This window comes from Nostoc commune NIES-4072 (genome assembly GCF_003113895.1).
Taxonomy (GTDB): domain Bacteria; phylum Cyanobacteriota; class Cyanobacteriia; order Cyanobacteriales; family Nostocaceae; genus Nostoc; species Nostoc commune.
In genome coordinates this window covers 5,597,447-5,621,707 of sequence record NZ_BDUD01000001.1, presented here as the reverse complement: position 1 = coordinate 5,621,707, position 24,261 = coordinate 5,597,447, and the positions used below count along the sequence as shown (strand labels likewise).

Below are 24,261 nucleotides of genomic sequence, written 5' to 3'. Positions count from 1 at the left end.
GAATTTTTGTTTATTGGTTGGTAGTTATCCCCAGCAACAAACAACTATTAATCACTAACTACTAACTACTAACTACATGTAAGGGTAAAGCCTTTTCGTAATTATTTCCTATTTTATAGAAATATATTATTTCCAAATGCTTTGCCCCTACTTTTACCATTCCCCATTCCCTAAAAATTAGTTCAATTGGAGAGTCTTGGGTTTACCAAACATGTGAATTGTATCAACAAATCGAGCCGTATTCGATTGGTTGGAAATTACCAAGCTTTGAGTTCTTGCTCCACCACTGAAGAAACGTACACCATTCATCAGATTACCACTGGTAATGCCGCAAGCAGCGAACAGAACAGTTTCACCAGATGCCAATTCATGAGCATCATAGACCTTATCGGGGTCATTGATATTCATAGACTTTAAACGATCAATATTGGCTTCTCTGCTTTCTCCAATCAGACCTGTTTTTACTACTGCGGGATCGTAAATCAATTGACCTTGGAAGTGTCCACCCAAAGCACGCATTGCTGCTGCCGAGATTACACCTTCAGGAGCCGCACCGATACCCATCAGAGCGTGGATATTAGTTCCAGCAAAACCGCAGCTGATGGCTGCACCCACATCACCGTCTGAAATTAGGGCGACTCTCGCTCCAGCCTCACGGATTTCTTTAATTAAATCGTTGTGGCGTTCGCGCTTCATGACCACGATCACGAGTTCTTCAATAGAGCGCTCTAGACACTCAGAGAGAATCTTGAGGTTTTCTGTTGCTGACTTGTTGATGTCTACCTTGCCCTTAGCTGCTGGAGGTGCTGCTAGCTTCTTCATGTAAAAGTCAGGAGCAGCAAATAATCCACCCTTTTCAGAAATTGCCAAGACAGCCATCGAACCAGGTTGTCCATAAGCTACCAAGTTCGTACCTTCACAGGGGTCAACGGCAATATCAATTTCGATTAATTCATCAGGGTTACAGAGAGCTTCAGCATTTGGTTGGGTACAGATACCAACTTCTTCCCCGATGTATAACATAGGCGCGTCATCGCGTTCGCCTTCCCCAATCACAATGCGACCCCGCATATAGATTTTATTCATCCGCTCCCGCATAGCTTCCACAGCTACTTGGTCAGCGATGTTTTTTTCGCCTTTACCCATCCACTTTGCGGATGCGATCGCGGCTTGCTCTACTACTTCAATAATCTCTAACCCAAGTGTATTTTCCACAGAGTCTGCCCTCTCAACTGCTTGAATTTCTGCCGCTTTATCTGGCTATTTCAGTCTTTAAGTCTACCAAAGGGCGGTTACCAAATTTCGATTACAAATTTTAACGAAGTGCCAACTTCCAAATTATTGACACTATTCTCAATAATCTCTATAGATATTCAGCCTGTCAAATCTAAGGATAAGTATTTATAATAATTGCTACAAATTGTTATATAAATAAATATGCTTAGTTAAAAATATACCATTTTAAACACTTTTAAAACCTGTGACTAATTGTCGAACGTTTTCACTTAGGGCTTCAACGAAGTAGCCACCTTCTTGGACAAAAAGAGTTGGCAAACCAAGTGACTTAATCTTTCTGCCAATTTGATTGTAAGAGGTGGACTCAAGAGCAAAACAACCGAGCGGATCTGATTTAAATGTGTCAAAGCCAGTTGCTACGACCAAAGCTTCTGCCTTGAACGACGACACTACAGCTAGGGCTTTCTCTAAGGCTTGTAGATAAGAAGCCTCATTAGTTCCAGGAGGTAGGGGAATGTTCAAGTTACATTCTTCTCCATTACCCCTGCCACGTTCGTTTTCAAAGCCTGTATAAAAAGGATAAAAGTTGGTGGGATTACCGTGAATCGAAATTGTTAAAACATCACTGCGCTGATAAAAAATCTGCTGGGTGCCGTTACCATGATGCATATCAATATCAAGAATTGCAATTCGCGAAAACTTTGTGCGAAGCTCTTGTGTAGCGATCGCAGCGTTATTTAAAAAACACATACCCATTGCCATATCCCGGCAAGCATGATGCCCACTTGGTCTACACAAGGCATAGACAACTAACTCTCCTGCTTTCAGATAAGAAGTTGCTTCAATAACCGCAGATACACTTCCCAGAGCGTTTCGCCATGTGTATTCTCCGATTGGTGCTGCGCCGTCAGCAATGTACCATCCTGCTAGAGCCACAGGACTTTCGTTGAATTGAGTCAGATGGCGGTTTGGGGAAATGTTGGGAAAAATCTCTGTACTGGCATTCTCCATTCTTGACCAGTGTTCCCAAGCACTCTCAAGATAGTTAACATACGCAGGTTCTTGTACCGCTAGGATTGATTCACGCAGCATTGATTCGTGAAGTTTTGCCTGCGATGGAAACACTATCTCACATTCCGCCTTTTCCAGCCCCAAACGAATCTGATTACCTCTTTGTGCAACATCAGGGTGTTCAATAAAGTGTCCTCTCCAGAGGAATTTTGCTGGCCCACGAACGTCAAAGTATGGACTTACTATGGCTTTCATTAACTATGAAGTGGAACGTCCGCTCTAGTCTACCAAGGGGTGGATACCAGTGGAAAATAGTTAAATTTTGCTACGCTTTATTTTGAAGCTAATCTGTGTTTATCTATGGGTTTAAATATTTAGAAATATAACGGTGTAACTTGGGATAATTCATATCAGCCCAGAAAAGCATCAAGAGGTGAATTGTGTTTATTGACTACATAACACTCATGTTAATCAATATGGTAGCCGGGTTATTTATACTGGCTGACTATGTGTATCGTGGTATAGATAGTTCTAATCAAAGACAGTGGATTCCTGGTTTTGGAATTACAGGTGCGATCGCACTCACAACTGGTTTACACATGAGCTTCACCTGGCCAGTCATGGGTAGCTTCAATATTGCCTTCGGTGAGACGAGTATCCTATTTGGAATATTGTTTGTAGCAGCTGCGATCGCCCTGGCTCAAGGTTGGGATTTATTGACAATAGCAATTTACGGCTTCTTTGCTGGTGTAGTTGCGATCGTAGTCGGTATCCGCATCATCAACTTGAATATGACAAAGCAACCGATTTTATCGGGAATCGGCTTTATTTTAACTGGATTAGGTGGTATTTTTGCAGCGCCAACCCTCTATTGGAAAACCAATCGAACCTGGCGACGAATTGGCACAGCAGTGCTGATAGTAGCCGCTCTAATTTGGGCATTGACTGGATATTTGGCTTACTGGAACCATTTAGAGGGTTTTCAAAAATGGGTTCCAGCACCGATGCGGTAAGCAATGATCTAGGCTAGAGACATAGTTAAAACCTTGCTTAATATCTATATGCTGGACTTTCTTAATCCCCTTTTAAATCGCCATCCAGAGCGAGTTAAAGCCAACGTCGAACTTTATACATGGCAAACTTGCCCTTACTGCATTCGTGCCAAAATGCTGCTGTGGTGGAAAGGTGTAAATTTTACCGAATATAAAATCGACGGCGACGAAGCAGCCAGAGCTAAAATGGCAGAACGCGCTAACGGACGCCGTACTGTACCGCAAATTTTTATCAATAACCAGCACATTGGCGGCTGCGATGATCTTTATCAATTAGACACACAAAATCAACTCGATCCCCTTTTAGCCCAAGCCGCTATTTAGCTTCAGATTTTTAGTCATTGTCATTACCCCAATTTTTGTAACATTTTTGTAACAGTTAAGGTATTGCAATGACGCACATCCCGCCTTGGAATAGAATTCTGAGGCGGGATAACAACGAAGCACGGATTGTCAAATGTAGGTAATGACAAGATTTCTATAGCGTTTCTGGTTTGTATACAATACACCCTGACCTGTTGTTTTCTTTTAGGAAAGAAGCTTTAGAATTTTACTCCCCTTCCCTACAAGGGAAGGATCTGGGGGTTAGGTCTGTATTGAACTCAACCCAGAAGCACTATAGTCTGCGGACTATATACTTTTTTCTCATAGCATCAGTGTCTCGCCCGTCCAAAGGCGAGCATATTAAAATTTTTATATTGATAAGTATATGTTAACTAAATACTCAGAATATCTTATACATCAACAATGGATGAGTTCTGCCTTAGAATTAGCAAAAGTAGCAGGTGATGCAGGTGAAGTCCCTGTAGGTGCTGTTATCATTGATTCAACAGGCAAATTGCTAGCACAAGGAGAAAATAGAAAAGAGCGCGACAAAGACCCTACCGCTCATGCGGAAATTCTCGCTCTCAAAAGAGCTGCAACAACTTTACAAAATTGGCATCTTAATGAATGCACCCTCTACGTAACTCTTGAACCTTGCCCGATGTGTGCAGGTGCGATCGTCCAAGCGCGTCTAGGACTACTCGTATATGGAGTAGACGATACAAAAACTGGCGCAATTCGTACAGTTATTAACATACCCGATAGTGCTGCTTCTAATCACCGCTTACAGGTAATTGGAGGCGTTCTAGAGTCAGCTTGTCGTGAACAATTACAGGCTTGGTTTGCTACTAGGCGGCGTACTGTAAATTAACGGACAGAGGTAAAACTGTCCATCTACTACCAGACAAGTCACGCAAGAGAATCTACGGTGTAACTAATCAGACTTTTCGTTAAATTTTACCCGTCAATCAGCTGCATTCGTCATGATGGAATTTTACTCTTCATCCGATACCTGCCAGCAGACACCAGCAAATCATCAGGTGACTGGTACTACCTCAAGGGTTTCTCCTTGGTTAAGTCCTCTGGCATATTTATTAGGGCGTCAGTGCCTATTACCATTATTCTTTGGGCAAATTAGTATAACCGGACAAAAAAATATCCCTACAACTGGGCCTGTGATCTTCGCGCCTACTCATCGGGCGCGTTGGGATGCATTGCTCGTACCCTACGCTACCGTTGATTGTCGGAGAGAACAAGACCTGCGGTTTATGGTGACTATCGACGAATGCCAAGGTTTGCAAGGCTGGTTTGTCCGACGTTTGGGGGGGTTTCCTGTAAATTCTAAGCATCCGTCAATCCGCACGCTGCGACATGGAGTTGAGCTACTTCAGCAGCAAAAAACCCTGGTAATCTTTCCAGAAGGTAACATTTTTCGTGATGGCCAAGTTCACCAGTTGAAGGCTGGAATTGCTCGTCTTGCTTTGAGTGCTGAATCTAGTCATTCGGGGCTGGGAGTGAAAATTATACCCATAGGCATTAATTACAGCCAACCTTATCCAAATTGGGGTACAGAGGTGAGTATTAACATTGGCTCCCCAATCAGAGTAAAGGATTATATGAATGGCTGTATAAAACAAGATGCCAAAAGCATCACAGTTGATTTAGCAAAGGCGCTGCAACAGTTAAGCCATCAAGAAACAAAAATTACTAATCGTGCATTTGCAGAAATTCCTAATTCTTGATGTAGTCAAACGTCAAGAGTCCTAAGACTGGCTCTTACCCATTGAGTATCAACCGTGCAAGATTAAGAAACTGGACGTTTCCAAGGTTTGACACTAATTGCTTGCTATATTTATCCTGAGTAAGCCACAAAAGATTTAGGGTTGTTTTGTAACCTTCGAGGATGTATATATGTCAACCGCCCCACCCACAAGGGGATGGGGCTTGTAACTAACCGACAGAATCGGCTGAAACATACGGCATATTGACTGATGCCTGCTCCTGTGTCCCTAACTGGGTAGAGGAGAGAATATAGTCGTCCCGAACATTCTTGGCAGCATTGAGATCCGCGTGTGTCCGATGTCCACAATTTTTGCAATGAAATCTGGACTTGTGCCGATTTGTTCTTCGGATGTGCTTACAAATATTGCATTTTTGGGAGGTATAACGAGGATCTTGGTGTACTACTCGTTTTCCCAACGCTTCTGCCTTGTAAGCCAAGAACTGCTCTTGCTGATAGAACGCCCAACTACCCAACCATTTATTCATTTTCTTGCCGCGTCGCTGAGTGCGAATACTGGACAAGTCCTCTAGTACAAAAACCGCAATTAAGGGTTGGTTGACTAACTTTTTACTTACACAATGGTTCGTATCCCGCATGAACCGCTTCTCGCGTCCAGACATCGCCTTTAAACGACGTTTGGCACTGCGAGTGCCTTTTTGCTGGAGTTTACGACGATTATGTAAATAACGTCTTTGTACTTCCCTGATTTTAGAAGAACTGAAAAATTGACCATCATTGGTAACAGCTTGATGATACAAGCCTCGGTCAATTCCTTGAATTTGTCCTTCTATCTGTTGCGGGTCTTCTGTCTCAAAAACCAATCTCACCCAGAATTGCTTGGTGTTGTTAGTACAGGTAACAGTTGCACCGCAAAATTCCCAAGTTTCAAACACTTCTTGAAAATATTCAGGAACATCAAGAATTAAAGTGACTCGTTTCCCAATGCACGAGAGGGTTAATTGCTTTCCTCTTAGCGTCATTGTGCGTTTATCGTACCTTAATCCCGATGTTGGTTTTTTCTTGGGAATGCTCTTGAATTTTGTAGCTTTGATAGCTTCAAGTGCGTTATCTCTGATTGTTTGCAATAGCGCAGAAGGCACACACGGATACTGAACTCTTAACAAGTGATACAGTTCCTTGTGTGCCTTATTTTTGTTGTAACTACTCTTAGCAATAGCCCAGTCAACGTGTGCGTTAAATATCTCTGCACACTGGTTCATCAAAGGTAAAAATTTATCCGATGGTAAATCAACTGGGATACTAACAGTACGTTTCATGTAGATTCTACTGGCTTGTAGTAAGCAATAATCACAGCTTCGTCAAAAGAGGCAGGGGGGCGGGGAGCACTTAGCAGGGGAGAGGTAGTAACGGATCTTGTACTCCCACCAATCGAGAACGCCCGCTTTTGGGCGGGGCTTGATACCCATGTTCCGCTCCGCTTCACGGCTTCGGGACAGGGATTGCTCCCCCTGCTCCCTGCAAGAACTGCCCCTTTGCCTCTTCGGTAACGCCTACTGCTATTTGCTGTAGAATTTTCATGTTGACCTACTGATATTAGGTTGACCAAGCCCCTGGATGGTTACGACATCGCAGGGGCATTTTTGTGTAAAATTACTATATCACAATTTTTATATGTTTTGTTGATATACACAAAATATGGAAATTTTATCAAGTTCACACGCTAAACACTGCCTGGGATATCACATTATCTTTTGCCCCAAGTACCGTCATCAAGTCCTTAAAGATGCAGTAGAAATAGAGTTAAAACGTATCCTTGGCGAAATCTGTAAAACCTATGGATGGATACTTCACGCGCTAGAAATAATGCCCGACCACGTTCATGTATTTGTACAGGCAGATCACACAACTGCACCAGTAGAAATTGCCAAAACTATGAAATCAATTTCTGCTGTGCATATATTTAATACATTCAAAGACCTTAAAAAACGTCGCTTTTGGGGTTCAGGAATGTGGAGTGATGGCACGTTTTACTCATCTGTTGGTGGAGTCTCAGAAGAAGCAGTGAAGCGATACATCGAAACTCAGAAACAGAGAGGTGACTTGCTTTCCCGAAGGGAGAGTGTTAATTGAAGGGGCATCGAACCCCTTCAATTAACCGCGCTTGCATCCCCACCCACAAGGGGATGGGGTTTTACGCGCGATCAATAAAGTACCCTCTTTTAACGGGATATTTAGCCAAATTGGCATTTTTTTGAGCCAATAGCTAATAATTGTCTCGAAGCAACTGAATTAGTTGATGATAGATATTCTTACTATTTGGTCAAATAGTTAAATGAAAGTCTTGAAATTTTCCATGATTTTGTAACCATGACTGGTAAAAACAAAATTTTTGGAAGCATGGACTGTGGACATCGCCATGTTTAAATGGTTTGAAGCGATGGCGTTTCACGTCCCCTGGAAGCGATCGCAAATACTTCAAGCAGCGTGAAAAGATTCTCGTGCCAAATATTCCACTTAACCTGAGATAATTATTGCACAGGAAAGTCGGTAGCGGGACGGATGGTGAAGCAGTCTAAAACTTTTTCTCAAATCAACTCTTCATCACGGCGTTGTCAAAATATTCCCAAGCTGCTTGTTGGTAAACCGATGATTAAAAAATCAGAGGAATTAACGCGATCGCTCATAACGAGGATTTTAGTTGATTAGTATACAGGGGCAATGGGAACTCTGTTAAACCGATTTTCAGTCTAAATCAGAGAAACTTAGGATGTGGCTTTGCTTTGTCCAAGACCAAAACAGAGTTAAGATACCCGAAGTTTCCATAACTTTTCTGTATAGTCGTTGCACTACTTGACCCCATGAACACTGCTGTTGCTGTTACCTTGATGCGCCGTACTCTTTTATCAGTCATAGCAGTCCTCAGCCTGCTATCACCTGTGAATGCTCAGGTATCACAGTTACCAGGCACTACTAGCCCACAACCCATTGACCCCAACGATCCCAATAACCTGCGCCCCATAACCCAAAGTAACAGCCTTTTGAGCATTGAAGGTGGCGATCGGCTCGTGAAAGAGGCAGACCAAGCTGTTTCTGCTCAAAACTACCCCTTAGCCGCTAAGAAACTGCAAGAAGCACGTCAGGTTTATTATCAGCTATTTAAGCTTTATGAAGAGTTATACAAGAGCTTTTTGGGAATTGACAATAGAGTTTCTGATTCTCACCGTCAAAAAGCTGTACTAATAGGTCAAAAGCGAGATGAAGCCACCTTTCAGCTAGCCTTGGTACATCGCGCCCAAAATCAGCCAGAATTAGCTGTACCGTTGTTGATTCAAATAATTACGAGTCAAAACCCGACGCGCGATTTAGGTAAGAAAGCCTATAAACAGTTATTTGAATTGGGTTTTGTTGATTCTCCCTATCCTAGAGAAGGTGGTGCTTCATCTTCCTCATCCCCAAAAAAATAAGTTTTTCCCTTCCTCCCGCATTTCCACCTCTTTCTGAGCAGCAGTTTGAGAACGTCCCAGTGCTAGGATAGGATTATCTACCGTAGCTTTGAGGCAGCGTCCTCAAAAATCCACCTCAGAGCTGCGTTTATCTCCAGCCTTGCCAAAACCTGAACTTGGCACAGCCATTGCTCCATATCTGTTAATAATAGAAAAGTAAGTTTTTTCAGGAATAGCGATGATTAGTCCGCAGCAGGTTGAGGCAATGATCAAGGCGGAACTGCCAGACGCTCAGGTTCAGGTGCAAGACTTGACTGGTGGCGGTGACCACTATCAGGTAACAGTAGTTTCATCGCACTTTGCAGGTAAGGGACTAGTGCAACAGCACCAGCTAGTTTATGGTGCTTTGGGGCAAGCTATGTCAACCGAAGCAATTCATGCCTTAGCAGTAAAAACATATACTCCTGAATCTTGGCAAGCAACACCAGCTTCGTAAACATAGAGTTAGGAATTAGGAGTTAGGAGTTATAAATTTTTAACTTCTCACTCGTCATTGTTGAATGTAACATAGGAAACACAAATACCATGACGCCAGAACTCAAAGAGAAAATTGATAACTTGCTACAACAGAACAAGATTATGGTTTTCATGAAGGGAAACAAGTTAATGCCCCAATGTGGTTTCTCCAACAACGTTGTGCAGATTCTCAATACCTTGGGTGTTCCCTTCGAGACAATCGACGTTCTATCAGATTCTGAAATCCGTCAAGGAATTAAGGAATACTCTAACTGGCCGACAATTCCCCAAGTGTATATCAATGGTGAATTCGTTGGCGGTTCTGACATTTTGATTGAAATGTACCAAAAAGGTGAATTGCAGCAAAAGGTAGAGGTAGCTTTAGCCTCGTAATATTTCTTTACGCAAACCAGAAGGTATGTTGCTAGATTTGCATTTTGTAATCAAAGCAATTTACCATTTTTAATATCCTTGAAAGGTCAGAGAATTAGTATCTCCCCTTTCAAGGGTTTTTAATGGGTTTATGAAAATAAATACTATGTCGTCGTGTTGGAATTGATTGCAAAGCTAGTCAACAATCCCCTCAGTCGCATTGGCAAGACCAATATAGGGCTGAGGGGATGCGTTTTATCAATACAATATCTCCAAAATCTCACACCACCGCACCAGTTGACCAATACAGATAATATGCTATAATCATCTGCGGTAATTGACGGTTACTATCAATGACTAGGTGAATAGTACTTAGTAGTAATCGGCTTGTGGCTGTGGTTGCGGCACTGCAAAATTTGATCCATCGTACAAGTAGCGGCTGGCTTCCTCTTCTAATCGATGAATCAGGATAGGTTCAAGAATATTGCCATGTCGTAATGCGGCTAGATATCCATCCAAATACATCCGCATGTCATCCGTGCGATAACCGCGATTCCATAACTCGACGAAGGCGTCGGTAAGTCTTTGGTAATAGCGGATGGTTTGTGTGTCTTGGAGCATAACTGCTGTATTAAACTCTTTGGAATGAGAATTGTAAATGATTTACGCTCAAAAGTGAACTGTAATTTCACTTTGGCCTTAACTCAAAGTCAACACATCTACTCTGGGCAGTACCCTCCTAGCAGCTACAAGCTACTTTAATCCTATTCCAGAAAACATCGATTCTAGTTATCTGCTAAGTTATTTTTATGATTTTCATAACTCTTCAGCCCAATTGTATTGGTAATACATTCGTGGGTGTAAGAACTAACTTTTGCAAGATAAAATCCACTTTTATTCTCAGGCTACAAAATTGTAGTATTAATAGCTAGCTGCTTAGGCTATAGTTTTCTGATAAATCATATCTATCTAAAAGCAGAATGTTAAGCTAGAAGAAGTTTCCATAAGTTTAACAAATATTTCGAGAAATTTAATAAAAATTTAAGAATATTTCTTATTGCCTTTGGCAAGGCATAAATTCAAAGATATTGCCACTCTTGTTATGAGGAAATGTAAAGGTAATAGCTATTGAAGTAACAAAGGCTACAAAACCTTAGAGATGAGCTTGTTACTTTGAAAGTCATCGACGCTAAGGGGTCTTGCCACTGTGGGTTCGGTTTGTATAGAAATCATTGAGGGGAATCCCCATCTGAGGTCGTTGTTGGGTTGGCACTTGCAACAACTAGAATACCGTGTGCATCAAGCTGCCAGCATTTATCAAGCAAGGGAAGTATTTTTAAGCCATCAACCAACACTGGTAGTTTTAGATGCAGACCTGCCTGATGGTGATGGCATTGAGTTTTGTCGTTGGTTGCATCGTCAGCAGCAACCTCTAATCTTAATGCTATCTGCCCGTAATGGTGAAGGTGATATCGTCGCAGGTTTAAAGGCGGGCGCAGATGATTATCTGAGCAAACCTTTTGGAATGCAAGAGTTTTTAGCACGGGTAGAGGCACTAATTCGCCGGAAGCGCACACCTACTGCACCAGCTTACTTGGATTATGGCACTTTGCAAATCGATTTAGTTCAGCGCCGTGTCCGTTTCCAAGGGGAGTTTATCGACTTAACGCCCCAAGAATTCAGTTTGCTGTACGTTTTGGCACAAGCTGGGGGAGTGCCTCTGAGTCGGTCAGAATTACTGCGCCGTGCTTGGCCTGATGCTATCGATAACCCTCGTACTATTGATACTCATGTTTTATCGCTGCGGAAAAAGGTTGAACTTGATCCTCGCCAACCCAATTTGATTCAAACGATCCGCAATGTAGGATACCGTTTTAACATGGAAATTTTGAATAGCAATATTTCACAATCACAAACAACAAAGTTAGCTAGAGAGAGATTTAATAATCAACGTTCAACGCTTAGTAGTGTGTGATGGGAGTGGGGAGTGGGGAATAGGGAGTAGGGAGTGGGGGATGACGGAGATGAGGGATAATTATTAACTCTTAACTCCTAACTCAGCACTTTTAATACCCAATGATGATTGACTAATGGAAATTTAAAATCCAAAATCGTCTTGAGCTTCTGCTTGAATTAAGCTTTCTCGTAATTCAACCCAGTTTATTTCAGAGACTTTTTGATTTGCCAATAAATGACCTTGGTGTAGATGTAATAACCGAGTGCAAAACATCTGAGTTAGTTCCAGTTGGTGGTTTACCATCAAAATCGTGGTTTGATGAGTTTGACTTAACTGGGTTAAGACTTGCATTAGATGAGAAGCAGTACCAGCATCAAGGGCAGAGGTTGGCTCGTCTAATAATAATATTTTAGGCTGGATGACTAAGGCACGAGCGATCGCTACTAGTTGTCGTTGTCCCGCAGAAAGTTGCACCTCTGTTCGCCCTAACCATTCACTAGGAATATGCAGTTGTTCTGTCCAGTGACTGACTCGTTGCTCAATTGTCTGTTTGGACAAACCACGCAAAACTAAAGGATAAGCCAAGGCTTGTCCAACTGTCATCCCCAACAGCTTTGATTCTTGCAATACAAGTACAAGCATCTGGCGTAGCTGGATGACGGGTATTTGGCGATATTCTTGGTTTTCTAGATAGATTCTGCCACTGGTGGGTTCAATGAGGCGGTTGAGGAGTTTTAATAACGAAGTTTTTCCAGCGCCAACTGACCCTACAATGGCAATGCGATCGCCTTGGAATACCTCTAAGGAGATATCTTGCAATATGGGGTATCCTTGCTGATTCCCTGGAAGTTGGGTTTTCAGCTTCGTAAACAGATTAACTTGCTCTAGCCTGAGTGTGGCTTTTGCTGTATTCAAGGAGAGTGAGGAGTGGGGAGTAGGGACATGGGGAGGCAGGGGAGGCAGGGGAAGAAGAACTATTGATTGATTCTTGAGCCATGCCCAATGCCCCATGCCCAATTTTAAGTTAATTGTCTGGTAGTTAAAGCTGTAGCGATCGCCCAGCCATCGACCAATAATAACAGCAGTGTCAATCCTAGTAAAATCAAGTACATCCACGGCTGCGCTAAAGGGCGAACATCTGTAGTATCAATGCCTGTCTTTGCTTGGACAATTTGCACGAAACGGGCAAATCCAACTACACGCATCGGTAGTAAATAAGCTTTCCCATCCTGGCTGACAAAGTAATAAACTATTCCTCCTTGACCAGTGGTGCGGGGTTTTAACTCTTTCACCTCTGACCAAGGTAAAAACCAGCCTTTACGAAAAAAGCTAGGTACCCAGGCGGGGTAAGTAACCTGAATTCCCTGGTCATCTACCGTCACTCGTTCAGTCAATACAGCATACAAGGCAACGAAGCCGATGCTAATTCCTATCCACAAGAATTTTGGGGGTACTGGTGCAGCTGTTACCTGCGATAAGAAGGGTAATGGAACTGTGAGTGCTATGTATAGACTCAGCAGCGTTATCCGAATCAAAGGAGACAGACGAAATACAGAAGCTGAAATATTGGCTGAGTTTGCTGTCACGGCTCAATTACAATGCTTTTCTTCATTGTACGGTAGGTCTATGTCCTACCTCGCCTGTCGCACATAAGCTATACCACTTTGAAATTTCAAATTATCCTTTAAGGTAAATACTTTTGTACTACAATCCAACCAGTAAAAGATACCCAGGCAAATCCTATAAATAAAATAATATTTACGCCGACGTGTAAAGGTCTAGCCCAAGGTCGTCTGGCACTAATTTGCGTCGCACTCAAAGCAGATAGTAAAACTAATGCTACTACTATCAATCCAGCAACTAAATGTGATGAATGACCCAAGGAGCCAAAATGACCAAGAGTGCCAACAATGCCGATCGCTAGCAGTAGTAGTACTAAACTTACCATGCTGATGCCCATTGTATAGTGGAGCGATCGCACCTCTTTATTTCCGCCCATAAATGGGGTAATAAATGGGAATTGCTGCGAAGTTCTCGCCCGAAACATCCAAACGCCGGTGACTGCTAACATCAGATATGCCAGCAGGGACAACCCCATTGACCAGGCGGCTATTTTCCACAACCAAAGAAATGAAGGCAGATTCATAAGATTGATTGTAAATGAAATGGGGGAGCAGGGGAAGCAGGGGAAGATGAGGGAGCAGGGAGCAAGGGAGAAGATTTTTCCCCTCTGCCCCCGCACCCTGCCCCTCTGCCTCTTTTCTATGCCCAATGCCCAATAGAAAATAATAAACAAAAAAGGCTGCTGAATTAGCAACCCTTAAATTTAGTAAATTTTTTTTTAATCAACCGATGCTAAACCAAGGAATTGTAAGGGTTTTGTACTATCTCCGATTTTTGTATTAATTTGCTGCACTATAGACCTGGTATTAATAAGGTCATTTTCATCTGATGAGTCTGTATCGAACTCATAAACGCCGGGTTCGTCGAGCATTAGGCGATCGCACGGAATTTTATCGGATAAAATTGCACTTGCCATCATCCCTGTGTGAATCTCCAATTGAGCTTTTCGCGGAGCTTCAAACACTAAACGTTGTCCAGGAAAAACAACCCTTTCAAAGTACCAGTTGGGAATATTGGAGATGCGAGCTACCTGTATTTTGCTCGTGGCATTAATGTAGCAGCAGAGAATTTTTCCCGATTGCTCAGGTGGTAGAGGATCTAATATTTGAGCCATAACTGCTGAGGAGCTTTACGCCACAATTTTACATTACACTAGCCAAGCCTAGCATTGCCTGATCCCCAGTTGCTGTAGCTCCGACTACCAACTGAACTTTTATAGATTATTTCTACCTAAAGATATATTGTAGGTTATAAAATTTTTAGAAAAATTTCTGCTTTTTCTGCAATTTTACACTATGTGAACATCTTTTAATTTTTAATTTCTGACAAAAAAACTTTAACTTCTTTAGGGCAGATAATTTTAGGGTAAGTATGGCGAAGATCCCCTTGGCTTGAGCCTAGTTCAGGGGTGTATTTTTGTGTTTCATCTATCCCAAGATTAAAAGCCTGGGATCATCGCTTAATGAATAAACTCAATGTTATCGTAAAGCTATATGAAAAATGTCTTCATAAAGCCTCTCTTGATGCCATGCGTTTGGTATGAAAGCAATTTTATTGATTCCTACATCTGTGAACAAAAGTTTCACGCTACATATCAATAAATTGCTTCAATGTCAAGCAAGATTATAAGAGATTAAAAGCAGCTAAAACAAAAACACCCTTTAAAACTGGAATTTATCTCGCTTTCCCCAAAGATTGGCAAGATGGAAGTCAAAATACCCATGATGGAAAATCGAATTCTTTACGTTCGCCTTCCTTGTAACCCTATCTTTCCCATTGGGGTTGTCTACCTGAGCGATCATGTCCACAAACAGTTTCCTGATATCGAACAGCGAATTTTTGATTTAGGAACAGTGCCACCTTTAGACTACAGTTCTGCTCTGGATCGCTGTATCGATGAATTTAAACCGACACTACTAGTATTTTCGTGGCGGGATATTCAAATTTATGCCCCAGTTGGTGGACGCGGTGGGAACCCCCTACAAAACGCCTTTGAATTTTACTACGCGAAGAATCCTCTATTGAAACTACGTGGGGGATTGGGCGGTTTACGAATTTTCATCGCTTACTATGTAGAGTTGTGGCGCAATCAGGGCTTAATCAAACGCGGTTTAAAACGTGCCCAAAAATATAATTCTAATGCCCGTGTAGTTGTAGGTGGTGGTGCAGTCAGTGTCTTTTACGAACAGTTGGGTAAAAGCTTACCCCAAGGGACAATTATTTCTGTGGGTGAAGGGGAAACCCTCCTAGAAAAACTTTTAGGTGGCAAAGATTTTCGAGATGAACGCTGTTACATTGCGGGAGAAGCTCAACCACGGGAAAGGCTAATTCACGAACAACCCACTCCCCTAGAAAAAACAGCTTGTAACTACGACTATATCGAAAGCATCTGGCCGGAATTTAACTTTTACCTGCAAGAGCAAGATTTTTATATAGGTGTACAAACCAAGCGTGGTTGTCCTCATAACTGTTGCTATTGCGTCTACACTGTTGTCGAAGGGAAACAAGTACGCATCAACCCAGCAGATGAAGTAGTGGCTGAGATGCGCCAATTATACGATCGCGGCATTCGCAACTTTTGGTTTACCGATGCCCAATTCATCCCAGCCAGAAAATTTATCGACGATGCCATAGAACTCTTGCAAAAAATCGTCGATTCTGGTATGACAGACATCCACTGGGCAGCATATATCAGAGCCGACAATTTGACACCCCAGTTGTGCGACTTGATGGCGAAAACCGGGATGAACTACTTTGAAATCGGCATTACCAGTGGTTCTCAAGAACTCGTGCGGAAAATGCGGATGGGGTATAACCTGCGAACCGTGTTGCAAAACTGCCGCGATTTAAAAGCAGCTGGTTTTAATGATTTGGTTTCTGTCAACTACTCTTTTAACGTCATTGACGAACGTCCCGAAACCATCCGCCAAACCATCGCCTACCACCGCGAACTAGAACGGATTTTTGGTGCTGATAAAGTCGAACCTGCCATTTTCTTTATTGGATTGCAACCCCATACCCATTTAGAAGAATACGCATTCAAAGAAGGCATCCTCAAACCAGGGTATGATCCAATGAGCTTGATGCCGTGGACAGCCAAAAAACTCCTCTGGAATCCCGAACCTCTTGGTTCATTCTTTGGAGAAGTGTGTTTGCAAGCTTGGCAACAAAACCCTAACGATTTCGGACGCGAAGTCATGAAAATCTTAGAAGAAAAACTAGGTTGTGCCGATTTAGAAGCAGCACTTTCTGCACCAATAGAGACAAAAGATAAACAGTTAGCAGCTGTTTGATAAAATTCCTAGAATCAGACAAGAGCGAATTTCATCTCCTTGGCTCTCGCCTGCGCCCTATCCTAATCACTCCCCCTCTGCGGTTATTTTCTACCCAATCCCATGTTAGAAGGTTCAATTCTACAAAAGCTAGAAACAGCCCATCGCCACAGCACCAGGCCAATTCGATTCGGTGTTTACTACAAAAATACCTTAGTTGCCCTGTGTCATGCTCTTGAAGACCATATCTTAACCGACGACGGTACACCCTTAGTAATCTCAGCCTTCCAACAAGGTAAATGGTATCTACAAGAAGCTGGGCGATATGCAGATATCGCCCAATGTAGCCGCGAAATTACCATCATGGCTGCTGCCGAATCTGGCTTTGCTGAACATCCCACAAGCCTTTTACCCAATGTAGACTTAGTGGCGTTAGATTCAGGCGATCCAGTAGCTCAGGAGTGGCACTTAATTATTTTATCTCCTAAATACACAGCAATGGTAATTTGTCAAGAATTATCAGAGACTGATTATGGCAGTACTGGAGTACCGACATCAGACTTAGAGCGTAAATTCTATGGCTTGTGGACATTTGAGCCAGAGTTAGTGCAAGAGACAGCAGAAATAGCGATCGCTCACATCAGAAAATACAACCCAGAACTGGCGGATAAACTCACAGCCGATAAACAACAAATTGTACCGTCAATGGACAGATCCCAAAATTTAGGTGCAGTTGTCTCCCGTGTAGTAGATTACCTCCAGACTGGGCAAGATAATTTATCCATCCCTACAGCCCTTCAGAAACAAACCCTAGATCGCAACTTGGTTTCTAACGAAATCCAAGCCTTTTTGCGAATGGCGCAACTGATGGATATGGCAGATGTCAACAATCCAATGGCAGCTGCGGAAGTGGTAGGACTTGCTGAAGCGATCGGCCAGCTTTTGGATCTTCCCGCATGGCAGATTAAGAGGTTACGGCTAGCGGCTTTGTTACATCGCATAGATCCGTTACAGAAAGCAGAAAGCGTACTCAGTGACGGTATAACTACACGCTACCAAGAAGATGCTCCCAGTAGTCCCTTAACTTGTCCCTTAGTACCGGGAGCGCAAGTTTTGCGAACCATGCCAAGACTGCGAGCAGTTGCCCAAATTATTACTCATCAAACCGAGTGGTGGGACGGCACAGGGGAACCAGCAGGTTTAGCTGGAGATGAAATTCCCTTAGAGTCAAGAATTTTGGCATTATTGGCAGACTTTCAATGGCGAGTCAATCAGCGAAAATCGTCAAATCAAAGCCGGGAACAGATATTTACTCAAGCTTTAGATGAGTGCAAACAGCAACAATCTAACCGCTTTGACCCTAAACTTGTAGATACCCTAACTTTATTAGTTATGGGTTTACAACAAGGACTCGACTTACCCATCATGACACCCAAAGTCAGCGCCGGTATCTGGATACTTGATTCCCAATGGGATAGCCACAGCAAGATCAGTGAGGAGATTGGTAGTTACTTTACATGAATATTGAAGCCATTAAATTAGGAAAACTCAAACAACTTCCAGGGGCAAATTTAGAAGACGAGGAACTCTCTCGACTGGATTTAAGCCGCATTAATCTTGCTGGTGCTACCCTTGTTGGCACTAATTTCGCCGCTTCCAAACTCGAAGGTGGGCATTTGGAGGGGGCAAATTTGATGGGGGCCAACCTCCAAGAAACTGACTTGCGGGCGAACTTGATGGGAGCAAACCTGATGCAAGCAGATTTAACGGGCGCTGACTTGCGAGGTAGCAATTTGCGTGGCGCTAACTTGATGGGAGCCAGACTCAGTGATGTGTCATTGGTGGGTGCTTTTTTGAGTGGTGCCAATTTGATGAATGTGAACTTGCAAGGCGTTGACTTGCGGGGTGCTGACTTGCGTGGTGCAAACCTAACTGGAGCAAATCTCAAAGGTGCAGACTTGAGTCGCGCCGATTTGCAAGGGGCTTTATTGAGTGAAGCAAATCTTGAAGAAGCTGACTTGCGAGGGGCGAATTTGGCAGGGGCGAATTTGACAGGAGCGAATTTACTCTGTGCAGAGTTAGAAGCTGCAAATTTGAGCGGCGTTAATTTAAATAAAGCGTGTTTAGTGGGGACAGTAGTAGAAACACTTGCGTAAAAATTGCACCAAAAAACCACCTATGCCGATTATTTGTATTTTTGAGGACTACCTAGAATGACACTCGTCGCCGCACAAGTCTCAATTACTGCAATTATTCCGATGTTGACCGCGATCGCAAATCGGCAATGGGAACAGTTCAAAGAACTAGAGGCAAATTTTGTATCCCAATATGGAGTAGAGGTAGGGCAAGAGGTTTTTAATTTCCGTCTCAAGCCAGCACTGGATAAAGATTCTGACAGATGGCTATTGATTCAGTGGTGTGGTGAAGGAATTATCTCAGTCAAAAATGTGGCGTAGGTGCGATCGCTTAATTTAGAATCTGTGCCAAATCCAGCACAAACCCAGGTAGCACATCTTCTCCTGACAAACTAGTGGGGGATTGTAAAACCTCAACATCTTTACCTGGACGGTAAATTTCGACTCGCTGGTTTTGGGGGTCAATCAGCCAACCTAGACGTACACCATTATCAATGTACTCTTGCATTTTTTGTTGCACAGTCTTCAAGCTATCGCTAGCAGAGCGTAATTCTACGGCAAAATCAGGAGCCATTGGTAAAAACTTCGCCGGATCTGGGTTGAGGGCTGCTAATCTTTTCCGACTTACCCAAGATGCATCAGGCGATCTGTTAGCACCATTGGGAAGCTTAAAACCTGTTGAAGAATCAAAAGCTAGTCCAGTACTATCAGCATCAGCCCAATACTCTACCCTGGCTGTCAGTTTTGAATTGCGATTTCCGCTTTCCCAGCCAGTTGGCGGCATAATAATCAGTTCTCCCTCTGCTGTGCGCTCAAGGCGGAGGTCACGATTATTCTGGCAGAGTTGGAAGAACTGGTCATCTGTTAGCTCAATGGTAGGACTTAAGTTGAGAATTAAGGCAGTCATAATTACTTCTCAAGCTTGATAAATGTAGTTTAGCATTTGCCGTTGTAGTTCCTTTGACGACAGATGCGATCGCACAAAGTGAATTATGGCGATCGTTTTTATTCCCATCCAAAGGTCACTGCTTCGCCATTTTGCAGTATTCTTAGCTATTGTTAGAATTTTTGCAGATAAAGCAGGTGAAAAGACAGTGAGTTTACAACAAATTATCAAACTAGCAAAGCAGCTTTCAATTGTAGACAAAGTACGTTTGATCCAGCAAATTGCTCCTGAGATAGAACGCGAGTTAACAGATAAGGTGTCTACCCTTCCCCGACAATCCTTATGGGGACTCTGTGCTGATTTAGGAAACGCACCTTCCACAGAGGAAATTGATATAGCCCGTAGTGAAGAATGGGCTAACTTTCCACGGGAGGATATTTGATGCTGCGTGCTGTAGCTGACACTCATGCAGTCATTTGGTATATTTTTGGCGATTCACGATTATCAACAACTGCCCAAAATACTATAGCCCAAATAGCATCTTCTGGAGATCAAGTTGCTTTCTCCTCCATTACGCTAGCCGAAATTGTATACTTGAGCGAGAAAGGGCGTATTTCTCCACTAACACTTGAACGTCTGCTTGCATCTGTTGACACAACTGATTCTTTACTGCTTGAAGTTCCTTTTACTAGGCATATAGCCGAAATAACTGATGAGTATTAAGCGTTAATTGTTGGGTTTAACTTGGTTGAACTGAAGCGCTTTTGCAAAGTTGTATGTGCCTTCAAAATATCTTCTAATAAATCTTGTGGCAATTCTGATATTAAAGCAACTCTATCAGGATTTTGCTTATGTAATATATACTTTTTTTGAATTGACAATAAACACAATACCAGCCCTGTGAGTTCATAAAAACTTTCTGGTGTTGCCCACCTGTATATATTAAAAATACTATCAGTGATACACAGAAAGTCTAGAAAACTAACTTGGTAATCCGAATCAAGACTGACTAATTGAAGAAGGCAGAAGGCAGGAGGCAGAAGGCAGAAGGTTCCGTTTAGAAGGGGATTCTGACCCCTCCTAAACGGGAGCCACCAAATTGAAAATTTGGTGGGGGTCTTAAACCCTTGGCTCCCTTTGGTCGCCCAGAAGGTTCGGGCATTCGGAGAAGAGATAAATCCCTTCTGCCCTCTGCCCTCTGCCTTCTGCCTTTCTTGATAAGTTTGGTTAAACTTATATCTAGCAATTTGCCAGTAGCGCAAGTTTTCCAGAAACTCTGCTTCATCACTTAAATCAGCGATCCACTCCCATTCACTAGATTCATTGCTATCGTCAACAAATAAGTTTGTATGGAACTTTCGTAAATCCATTTCTCTTACTCCGATGGAAAACACTAGCTCAACTCTTGGTTGATGGTACACTTAATAAGCTGTAAGTTGAACAGCTTATCTACTACAATTTAAGTAGTAAGTAGCTGGGCAAAAATAAAGTTCACTTTTAAATTTTTAATTCTTAACAGTCCTTCCTCGTATCCACAAAGCTAGTACACTCATCAACAACACCCCCATCACTCCTTGCAGGGGATTATTATTTACACCAGTTACCCAATCAGGAACTTGACCAGAATATTTTACTAATTTCCCCACATTAATAATGTAGTAGCCCCAAACTAAACCACCATGCAAACCAATTGGTAAACCCAAGCGTCCCCTCCGCCAACGCTTTCCCCATACTTGCGTTAACCCCAGCAGTACTAAAGCTGGAAATTGCGGCAGTGTATGAATAATTGCCTCCAAGGGTTTAATAAAGTGCAATGTAGCAAAGGCAATTGCATCTGTCCACAGTGCCACACGCAGACTGTAATCTCGTTGTAATTCATCTAGCAACCAGCCTCGGAATAACAATTCTTCAGCAAATCCAACACCTAAGCCAACAAGTAAACCCTCTAAAACAACTTTCAGCAAAAAAACTTTCGGTTGTTGCCACACCAACCAACCCAACAAACTTTCTACCCCAAAAAGTATCAGAATATTAATTATCCCCAGAGCCAAGCCACGCAATAAATCCACACCGTTTTGCCGCGTGAATTCTAAGCCATAACGTCGCAGAATTTGGGGCTGCTGGTAGACATATTTACCCCATAATCTCAGGAGAAAAATAAATACTGCATATAACAATACCAATGTCAATATACTTTCTAAATTTGAATCATGCACTAGTAAGTATATTGGTGCAGCCAATGGCAACCATAGCAACAATAAAGTCAAAATAAAAGCACCCAGCCTAATAGGGGCAGGGCGTTCAGCTAAACGGACAAGGTTTTTTTTCATACTAATATCAGTCACCAGCCAACACTCTATATTTTGACTAATGACCAATGACCAATGACCAATGACCAATAACTATTCATCAGGTTCAATTGTGCTACTTAAACCGTGACTTATCAAGGTTTCGCAATAGAACTCAGCGTGTTCCAGAGCGCAAGTAATGACTAAAGCTAGCCCGTTAGTATGGGCTTCCATCATGATACTAACAGCCTGGGGTTGAGTAAGGCTTGGTACAGTGGCTATTAATGACTGTACAACATGCTCCATCGAGTTGTAGTCGTCGTTATGGAGCAAAACGCGATACCGAGGCGCGAGCTTACGGGTTGTGGAAGGCTTTTCAATAGTTTCAACTGACACGGCTCTCTGCTCTTTCTCGTTAATTCACTACAACAAAGTTTCTGTCTTGCGATCGCTTAACAGTTATTTACCTATTCTATAGTATTTCTGTTGAGATACTATGCTAGGGAAACCCTTTGCTGCCAAGGATTGGTTGTATTAGTTTTGTGTAGGCACTTGTGAGGCAGATGTCTTAAGACATGGTTGCCGTGAGAGTGCTACCCTAATGTTACAGAAGTTCCTTTAAAAGTAGCGCATTCTCACTTTTAAATTAAACAAGTTACAAAACAATCGTTGTCGCTGCCCAAACTGCATAATGATGGACATTAGCCTAAATTTTCTTCAACCAGGACAAATTGTGTCTTTAGAACATGGCGACAGGAATCTGTATGCAGAAGTGATTCAATTCGTAGTTTCCCGCCAGTTGTGCTGGGTGCGTCCTTTATTAATGGTTACTTTCATTCAAGAATCGCCGCTAATTACCGATTTGCGAGATGCATCTGACCTGCTTTGGCCTGCCAATTTATTTCGGCCAGCATTAGACACAGAAGTAATTACCTTCTTAAGCCAAGTTTTAGCAAAAGAACCAAAAACGGAACCTGACTCAGCCGCCAAGCAGCAACTCAATCAGTTTATTCACCAACTTTGGCAAGCATACCAATAGGGATTTGGGCATTGGGCATTGGGAATGGGGTATTGGGAAGAGGACTTGGGGACTCTTGAGAATTGGGGACAAGGGGAAACACTTGTTGCAAGTTCTGATTTAAGTCCCCTTGTCTCCCCTGCTCCCCCTGCTCCCCCTGCTCCCTCATCCCCCCACTCCCCACTCCCCACTCCCCACTCCCCATTCCCTTGTAGAGAATATGTTTTTGAAGCTTTGATGTTAGAAATATTTTTCAAACATTCTCTTACTAAAACTTGTTTTACCTACTTGAAATTTTGATTGCTTCAACCATAATCAAATTCAATTGATATAGTCAATAAACCTCTATACTTAAGCTATTAGGAATATCCCAAGTTAGGAACCAACTGAATTCTACCAGCATCCATCTCTGCCATTAATAATTCCAGAGCTTCATAATCAACGTCAGAAATGTAACCCAGTTCCGTTAATTCTGAGTTGATTTCATTTTCAATCTCTGGAGTTAATTTTTTGATGTCAAGAGCTTTTTCTACTAATTTACGAATAGCGTACTTAGTTCTCATAAATAATAACCTAAGTTTATATGATACTAATTATTTCCGATTTATCTAAGCAGGAATAGTGATCTAACAGTCATATAGATCACATGTTAATTAGTTAAAGAAATAATTCGCTATGAGGATGTCGGATGCCATCAGCAACGCTAAAGTGAGGAATTTAACTTACCGTTAAGACTTGGCTAAATTAGCTTTAGCTATAGACTAAGCAAGTTTTCTCAGCATACTTACTGATGATTTGTCGTTTCTGTGCCTGTCTATAGTTGATTGTTTTTGAACTAGCATAAAAAAAAAGTATATATAAGCACATTTTAACTTTAAATTATGACAATCTTTAAACAGAGATACTAAAGTAATAAAGATTCAGCAAAGAGAAGTAAGACATATGGGCGATGCAACAAAATAGAGTTTATGTTCAAATAATTCTTAGCTTGACGCTTTAATAATTCTCAATAGGATGTAACTATGCAGGCAGTGCTTAACTATCCGAAGATTGCAGTGATTCGCCCCCAAGGCTTTTTGAATGCTACAAACGCCTTGGAATTTGAACGAGATATGACCACAGCGTTAGCACAAAATGATATTTCCATCTTGGTAGTAGACCTCGCAGCAGTAGAATCGTTAGACAGCGCTGGGTTGATGGCATTGTTATCTATACACAAGCTGGCTCTTAGTTTAGGGAGGAGTTTTCGACTTTGCGCTGTTGCTCCGTCAATTAGAATTATTTTTGAATTAACGCAACTCGATAGGGTCTTTGAAATATTGGATGGTGAAGTTGAGTTGGCTGCAATATAACTTTATATAAAAAAACACCAACGTTTCGTGTA

At 42.3% G+C, this 24,261-nt stretch carries 31 protein-coding genes; 18 read left to right on the top strand and 13 right to left on the bottom strand.

Annotated features, from left to right (window positions below):
- Window positions 1–177 precede the first annotated feature (177 nt).
- Both glpX and CDC33_RS25020 read right to left on the bottom strand, forming a co-directional pair.
- Window positions 178–1,215, bottom strand: coding sequence for a class II fructose-bisphosphatase (gene glpX, locus CDC33_RS25025; RefSeq protein WP_109011206.1), 1,038 nt, complete (start codon window positions 1,213–1,215; stop codon window positions 178–180).
- Between the two features lie 246 nt (window positions 1,216–1,461).
- Entirely contained in the window at window positions 1,462–2,502 is a 1,041-nt protein-coding gene (locus CDC33_RS25020) for a histone deacetylase family protein (protein ID WP_109011205.1), read from the bottom strand.
- Between the two features lie 185 nt (window positions 2,503–2,687).
- On the opposite strand from CDC33_RS25020, the gene CDC33_RS25015 reads away from it, so the two are divergent.
- The 4 genes from CDC33_RS25015 to CDC33_RS25000 all read left to right on the top strand — a co-directional run bounded on the left by CDC33_RS25015 (window position 2,688) and on the right by CDC33_RS25000 (window position 5,365).
- Complete coding sequence (locus CDC33_RS25015; RefSeq protein ID WP_109011204.1) at window positions 2,688–3,260, top strand: DUF981 family protein; 573 nt, start codon at window positions 2,688–2,690, stop codon at window positions 3,258–3,260.
- Window positions 3,261–3,308: 48 nt separating this feature from the next.
- Window positions 3,309–3,623 (top strand): glutaredoxin 3, encoded by a 315-nt coding sequence (grxC, locus tag CDC33_RS25010; protein ID WP_109011203.1) that lies wholly within the window; start codon window positions 3,309–3,311, stop codon window positions 3,621–3,623.
- A gap of 385 nt (window positions 3,624–4,008) precedes the next feature.
- Complete coding sequence (tadA, locus tag CDC33_RS25005) at window positions 4,009–4,494, top strand: tRNA adenosine(34) deaminase TadA (protein ID WP_109011202.1); 486 nt, start codon at window positions 4,009–4,011, stop codon at window positions 4,492–4,494.
- Between the two features lie 112 nt (window positions 4,495–4,606).
- Entirely contained in the window at window positions 4,607–5,365 is a 759-nt protein-coding gene (locus CDC33_RS25000; protein WP_109011201.1) for a lysophospholipid acyltransferase family protein, read from the top strand.
- A 208-nt stretch (window positions 5,366–5,573) separates the two neighbouring features.
- On the opposite strand, the gene CDC33_RS24995 is transcribed toward CDC33_RS25000, so the two are convergent.
- Window positions 5,574–6,683: an RNA-guided endonuclease InsQ/TnpB family protein gene (locus CDC33_RS24995; protein WP_109007771.1), complete on the bottom strand. Its 1,110-nt coding sequence runs from the start codon at window positions 6,681–6,683 to the stop codon at window positions 5,574–5,576.
- A gap of 379 nt (window positions 6,684–7,062) precedes the next feature.
- On the opposite strand from CDC33_RS24995, the gene tnpA reads away from it, so the two are divergent.
- The 5 genes from tnpA to grxD all read left to right on the top strand — a co-directional run bounded on the left by tnpA (window position 7,063) and on the right by grxD (window position 9,719).
- Entirely contained in the window at window positions 7,063–7,497 is a 435-nt protein-coding gene (gene tnpA / locus CDC33_RS24990) for an IS200/IS605 family transposase (protein ID WP_109007772.1), read from the top strand.
- Between the two features lie 429 nt (window positions 7,498–7,926).
- Window positions 7,927–8,073: a hypothetical protein gene (locus CDC33_RS39070; protein ID WP_181374125.1), complete on the top strand. Its 147-nt coding sequence runs from the start codon at window positions 7,927–7,929 to the stop codon at window positions 8,071–8,073.
- A gap of 152 nt (window positions 8,074–8,225) precedes the next feature.
- Window positions 8,226–8,831: a hypothetical protein gene (locus tag CDC33_RS24985; protein ID WP_109011200.1), complete on the top strand. Its 606-nt coding sequence runs from the start codon at window positions 8,226–8,228 to the stop codon at window positions 8,829–8,831.
- Between the two features lie 217 nt (window positions 8,832–9,048).
- Complete coding sequence (locus CDC33_RS24980) at window positions 9,049–9,306, top strand: BolA family protein (protein ID WP_100899811.1); 258 nt, start codon at window positions 9,049–9,051, stop codon at window positions 9,304–9,306.
- A gap of 89 nt (window positions 9,307–9,395) precedes the next feature.
- Window positions 9,396–9,719 carry a Grx4 family monothiol glutaredoxin gene (grxD, locus tag CDC33_RS24975; RefSeq protein WP_109011199.1) on the top strand — a complete coding sequence of 108 codons (324 nt, stop codon included), beginning with the start codon at window positions 9,396–9,398 and terminating at the stop codon, window positions 9,717–9,719.
- A 351-nt stretch (window positions 9,720–10,070) separates the two neighbouring features.
- Here grxD and CDC33_RS24970 read toward each other — a convergent pair whose 3' ends face one another.
- The gene (locus CDC33_RS24970) at window positions 10,071–10,319 is read right to left on the bottom strand and encodes a DUF6761 family protein (protein WP_109011198.1); all 249 of its coding nucleotides are present in this window, start codon (window positions 10,317–10,319) and stop codon (window positions 10,071–10,073) included.
- A gap of 586 nt (window positions 10,320–10,905) precedes the next feature.
- Between CDC33_RS24970 and CDC33_RS24965 the strand changes: the two genes are divergently transcribed.
- On the top strand, window positions 10,906–11,673 hold the full coding sequence (locus CDC33_RS24965) for a response regulator transcription factor (protein WP_109011197.1): 768 nt from the start codon (window positions 10,906–10,908) through the stop codon (window positions 11,671–11,673).
- A gap of 123 nt (window positions 11,674–11,796) precedes the next feature.
- Here the strand turns inward: CDC33_RS24965 and CDC33_RS24960 are convergent, their stop codons facing one another.
- From CDC33_RS24960 to CDC33_RS24945, 4 genes are all read right to left on the bottom strand, one after another.
- On the bottom strand, window positions 11,797–12,570 hold the full coding sequence (locus tag CDC33_RS24960) for an ABC transporter ATP-binding protein (protein ID WP_244919431.1): 774 nt from the start codon (window positions 12,568–12,570) through the stop codon (window positions 11,797–11,799).
- A gap of 104 nt (window positions 12,571–12,674) precedes the next feature.
- Complete coding sequence (locus tag CDC33_RS24955) at window positions 12,675–13,241, bottom strand: hypothetical protein (RefSeq protein WP_109011195.1); 567 nt, start codon at window positions 13,239–13,241, stop codon at window positions 12,675–12,677.
- Between the two features lie 98 nt (window positions 13,242–13,339).
- Entirely contained in the window at window positions 13,340–13,801 is a 462-nt protein-coding gene (locus CDC33_RS24950; protein ID WP_109011194.1) for a DUF4079 domain-containing protein, read from the bottom strand.
- Between the two features lie 195 nt (window positions 13,802–13,996).
- Complete coding sequence (locus tag CDC33_RS24945) at window positions 13,997–14,392, bottom strand: DUF1830 domain-containing protein (protein ID WP_109011193.1); 396 nt, start codon at window positions 14,390–14,392, stop codon at window positions 13,997–13,999.
- A gap of 589 nt (window positions 14,393–14,981) precedes the next feature.
- Between CDC33_RS24945 and CDC33_RS24940 the strand changes: the two genes are divergently transcribed.
- From CDC33_RS24940 to CDC33_RS24925, 4 genes are all read left to right on the top strand, one after another.
- Window positions 14,982–16,571 carry a photosystem II high light acclimation radical SAM protein gene (locus tag CDC33_RS24940; protein ID WP_109011192.1) on the top strand — a complete coding sequence of 530 codons (1,590 nt, stop codon included), beginning with the start codon at window positions 14,982–14,984 and terminating at the stop codon, window positions 16,569–16,571.
- Window positions 16,572–16,673: 102 nt separating this feature from the next.
- Complete coding sequence (locus CDC33_RS24935; protein WP_109011191.1) at window positions 16,674–18,071, top strand: DICT sensory domain-containing protein; 1,398 nt, start codon at window positions 16,674–16,676, stop codon at window positions 18,069–18,071.
- Window positions 18,068–18,706 (top strand): pentapeptide repeat-containing protein, encoded by a 639-nt coding sequence (locus tag CDC33_RS24930; RefSeq protein ID WP_109011190.1) that lies wholly within the window; start codon window positions 18,068–18,070, stop codon window positions 18,704–18,706. The genes CDC33_RS24935 and CDC33_RS24930 overlap by 4 nt, the downstream gene beginning before the upstream one ends.
- A gap of 57 nt (window positions 18,707–18,763) precedes the next feature.
- Window positions 18,764–19,006 (top strand): hypothetical protein, encoded by a 243-nt coding sequence (locus CDC33_RS24925; RefSeq protein WP_109011189.1) that lies wholly within the window; start codon window positions 18,764–18,766, stop codon window positions 19,004–19,006.
- A gap of 10 nt (window positions 19,007–19,016) precedes the next feature.
- Here the strand turns inward: CDC33_RS24925 and CDC33_RS24920 are convergent, their stop codons facing one another.
- Entirely contained in the window at window positions 19,017–19,592 is a 576-nt protein-coding gene (locus tag CDC33_RS24920) for a Uma2 family endonuclease (RefSeq protein ID WP_109011188.1), read from the bottom strand.
- 85 nt (window positions 19,593–19,677) lie between these two features.
- Between CDC33_RS24920 and CDC33_RS24915 the strand changes: the two genes are divergently transcribed.
- Together CDC33_RS24915 and CDC33_RS24910 are read left to right on the top strand one after the other, a co-directional pair.
- Window positions 19,678–20,013 carry a hypothetical protein gene (locus CDC33_RS24915; protein ID WP_244919342.1) on the top strand — a complete coding sequence of 112 codons (336 nt, stop codon included), beginning with the start codon at window positions 19,678–19,680 and terminating at the stop codon, window positions 20,011–20,013.
- Entirely contained in the window at window positions 20,013–20,294 is a 282-nt protein-coding gene (locus CDC33_RS24910) for a type II toxin-antitoxin system VapC family toxin (protein ID WP_244919341.1), read from the top strand. Before CDC33_RS24915 ends, CDC33_RS24910 begins: the two co-directional genes overlap by 1 nt.
- Here the strand turns inward: CDC33_RS24910 and CDC33_RS24905 are convergent.
- The 3 genes from CDC33_RS24905 to clpS form a co-directional block, all read right to left on the bottom strand.
- Window positions 20,291–20,941, bottom strand: coding sequence for a hypothetical protein (locus tag CDC33_RS24905; RefSeq protein WP_109011187.1), 651 nt, complete (start codon window positions 20,939–20,941; stop codon window positions 20,291–20,293). The genes CDC33_RS24910 and CDC33_RS24905 overlap by 4 nt on opposite strands.
- A gap of 135 nt (window positions 20,942–21,076) precedes the next feature.
- Window positions 21,077–21,901: a CPBP family intramembrane glutamic endopeptidase gene (locus CDC33_RS24900; protein WP_109011186.1), complete on the bottom strand. Its 825-nt coding sequence runs from the start codon at window positions 21,899–21,901 to the stop codon at window positions 21,077–21,079.
- Window positions 21,902–21,973: 72 nt separating this feature from the next.
- A complete protein-coding gene (gene clpS, locus CDC33_RS24895; RefSeq protein WP_104907504.1) occupies window positions 21,974–22,255 on the bottom strand; it encodes an ATP-dependent Clp protease adapter ClpS in 282 nt (93 codons plus the stop codon).
- Window positions 22,256–22,553: 298 nt separating this feature from the next.
- Between clpS and CDC33_RS24890 the strand changes: the two genes are divergently transcribed.
- Window positions 22,554–22,898 (top strand): hypothetical protein, encoded by a 345-nt coding sequence (locus CDC33_RS24890; protein ID WP_181374237.1) that lies wholly within the window; start codon window positions 22,554–22,556, stop codon window positions 22,896–22,898.
- 338 nt (window positions 22,899–23,236) lie between these two features.
- On the opposite strand, the gene CDC33_RS24880 is transcribed toward CDC33_RS24890, so the two are convergent.
- A complete protein-coding gene (locus tag CDC33_RS24880) occupies window positions 23,237–23,440 on the bottom strand; it encodes a hypothetical protein (RefSeq protein ID WP_100899826.1) in 204 nt (67 codons plus the stop codon).
- 459 nt (window positions 23,441–23,899) lie between these two features.
- Between CDC33_RS24880 and CDC33_RS24875 the strand changes: the two genes are divergently transcribed.
- On the top strand, window positions 23,900–24,229 hold the full coding sequence (locus CDC33_RS24875; RefSeq protein ID WP_109011184.1) for an STAS domain-containing protein: 330 nt from the start codon (window positions 23,900–23,902) through the stop codon (window positions 24,227–24,229).
- The last annotated feature ends 32 nt before the right edge of the window (window positions 24,230–24,261 follow it).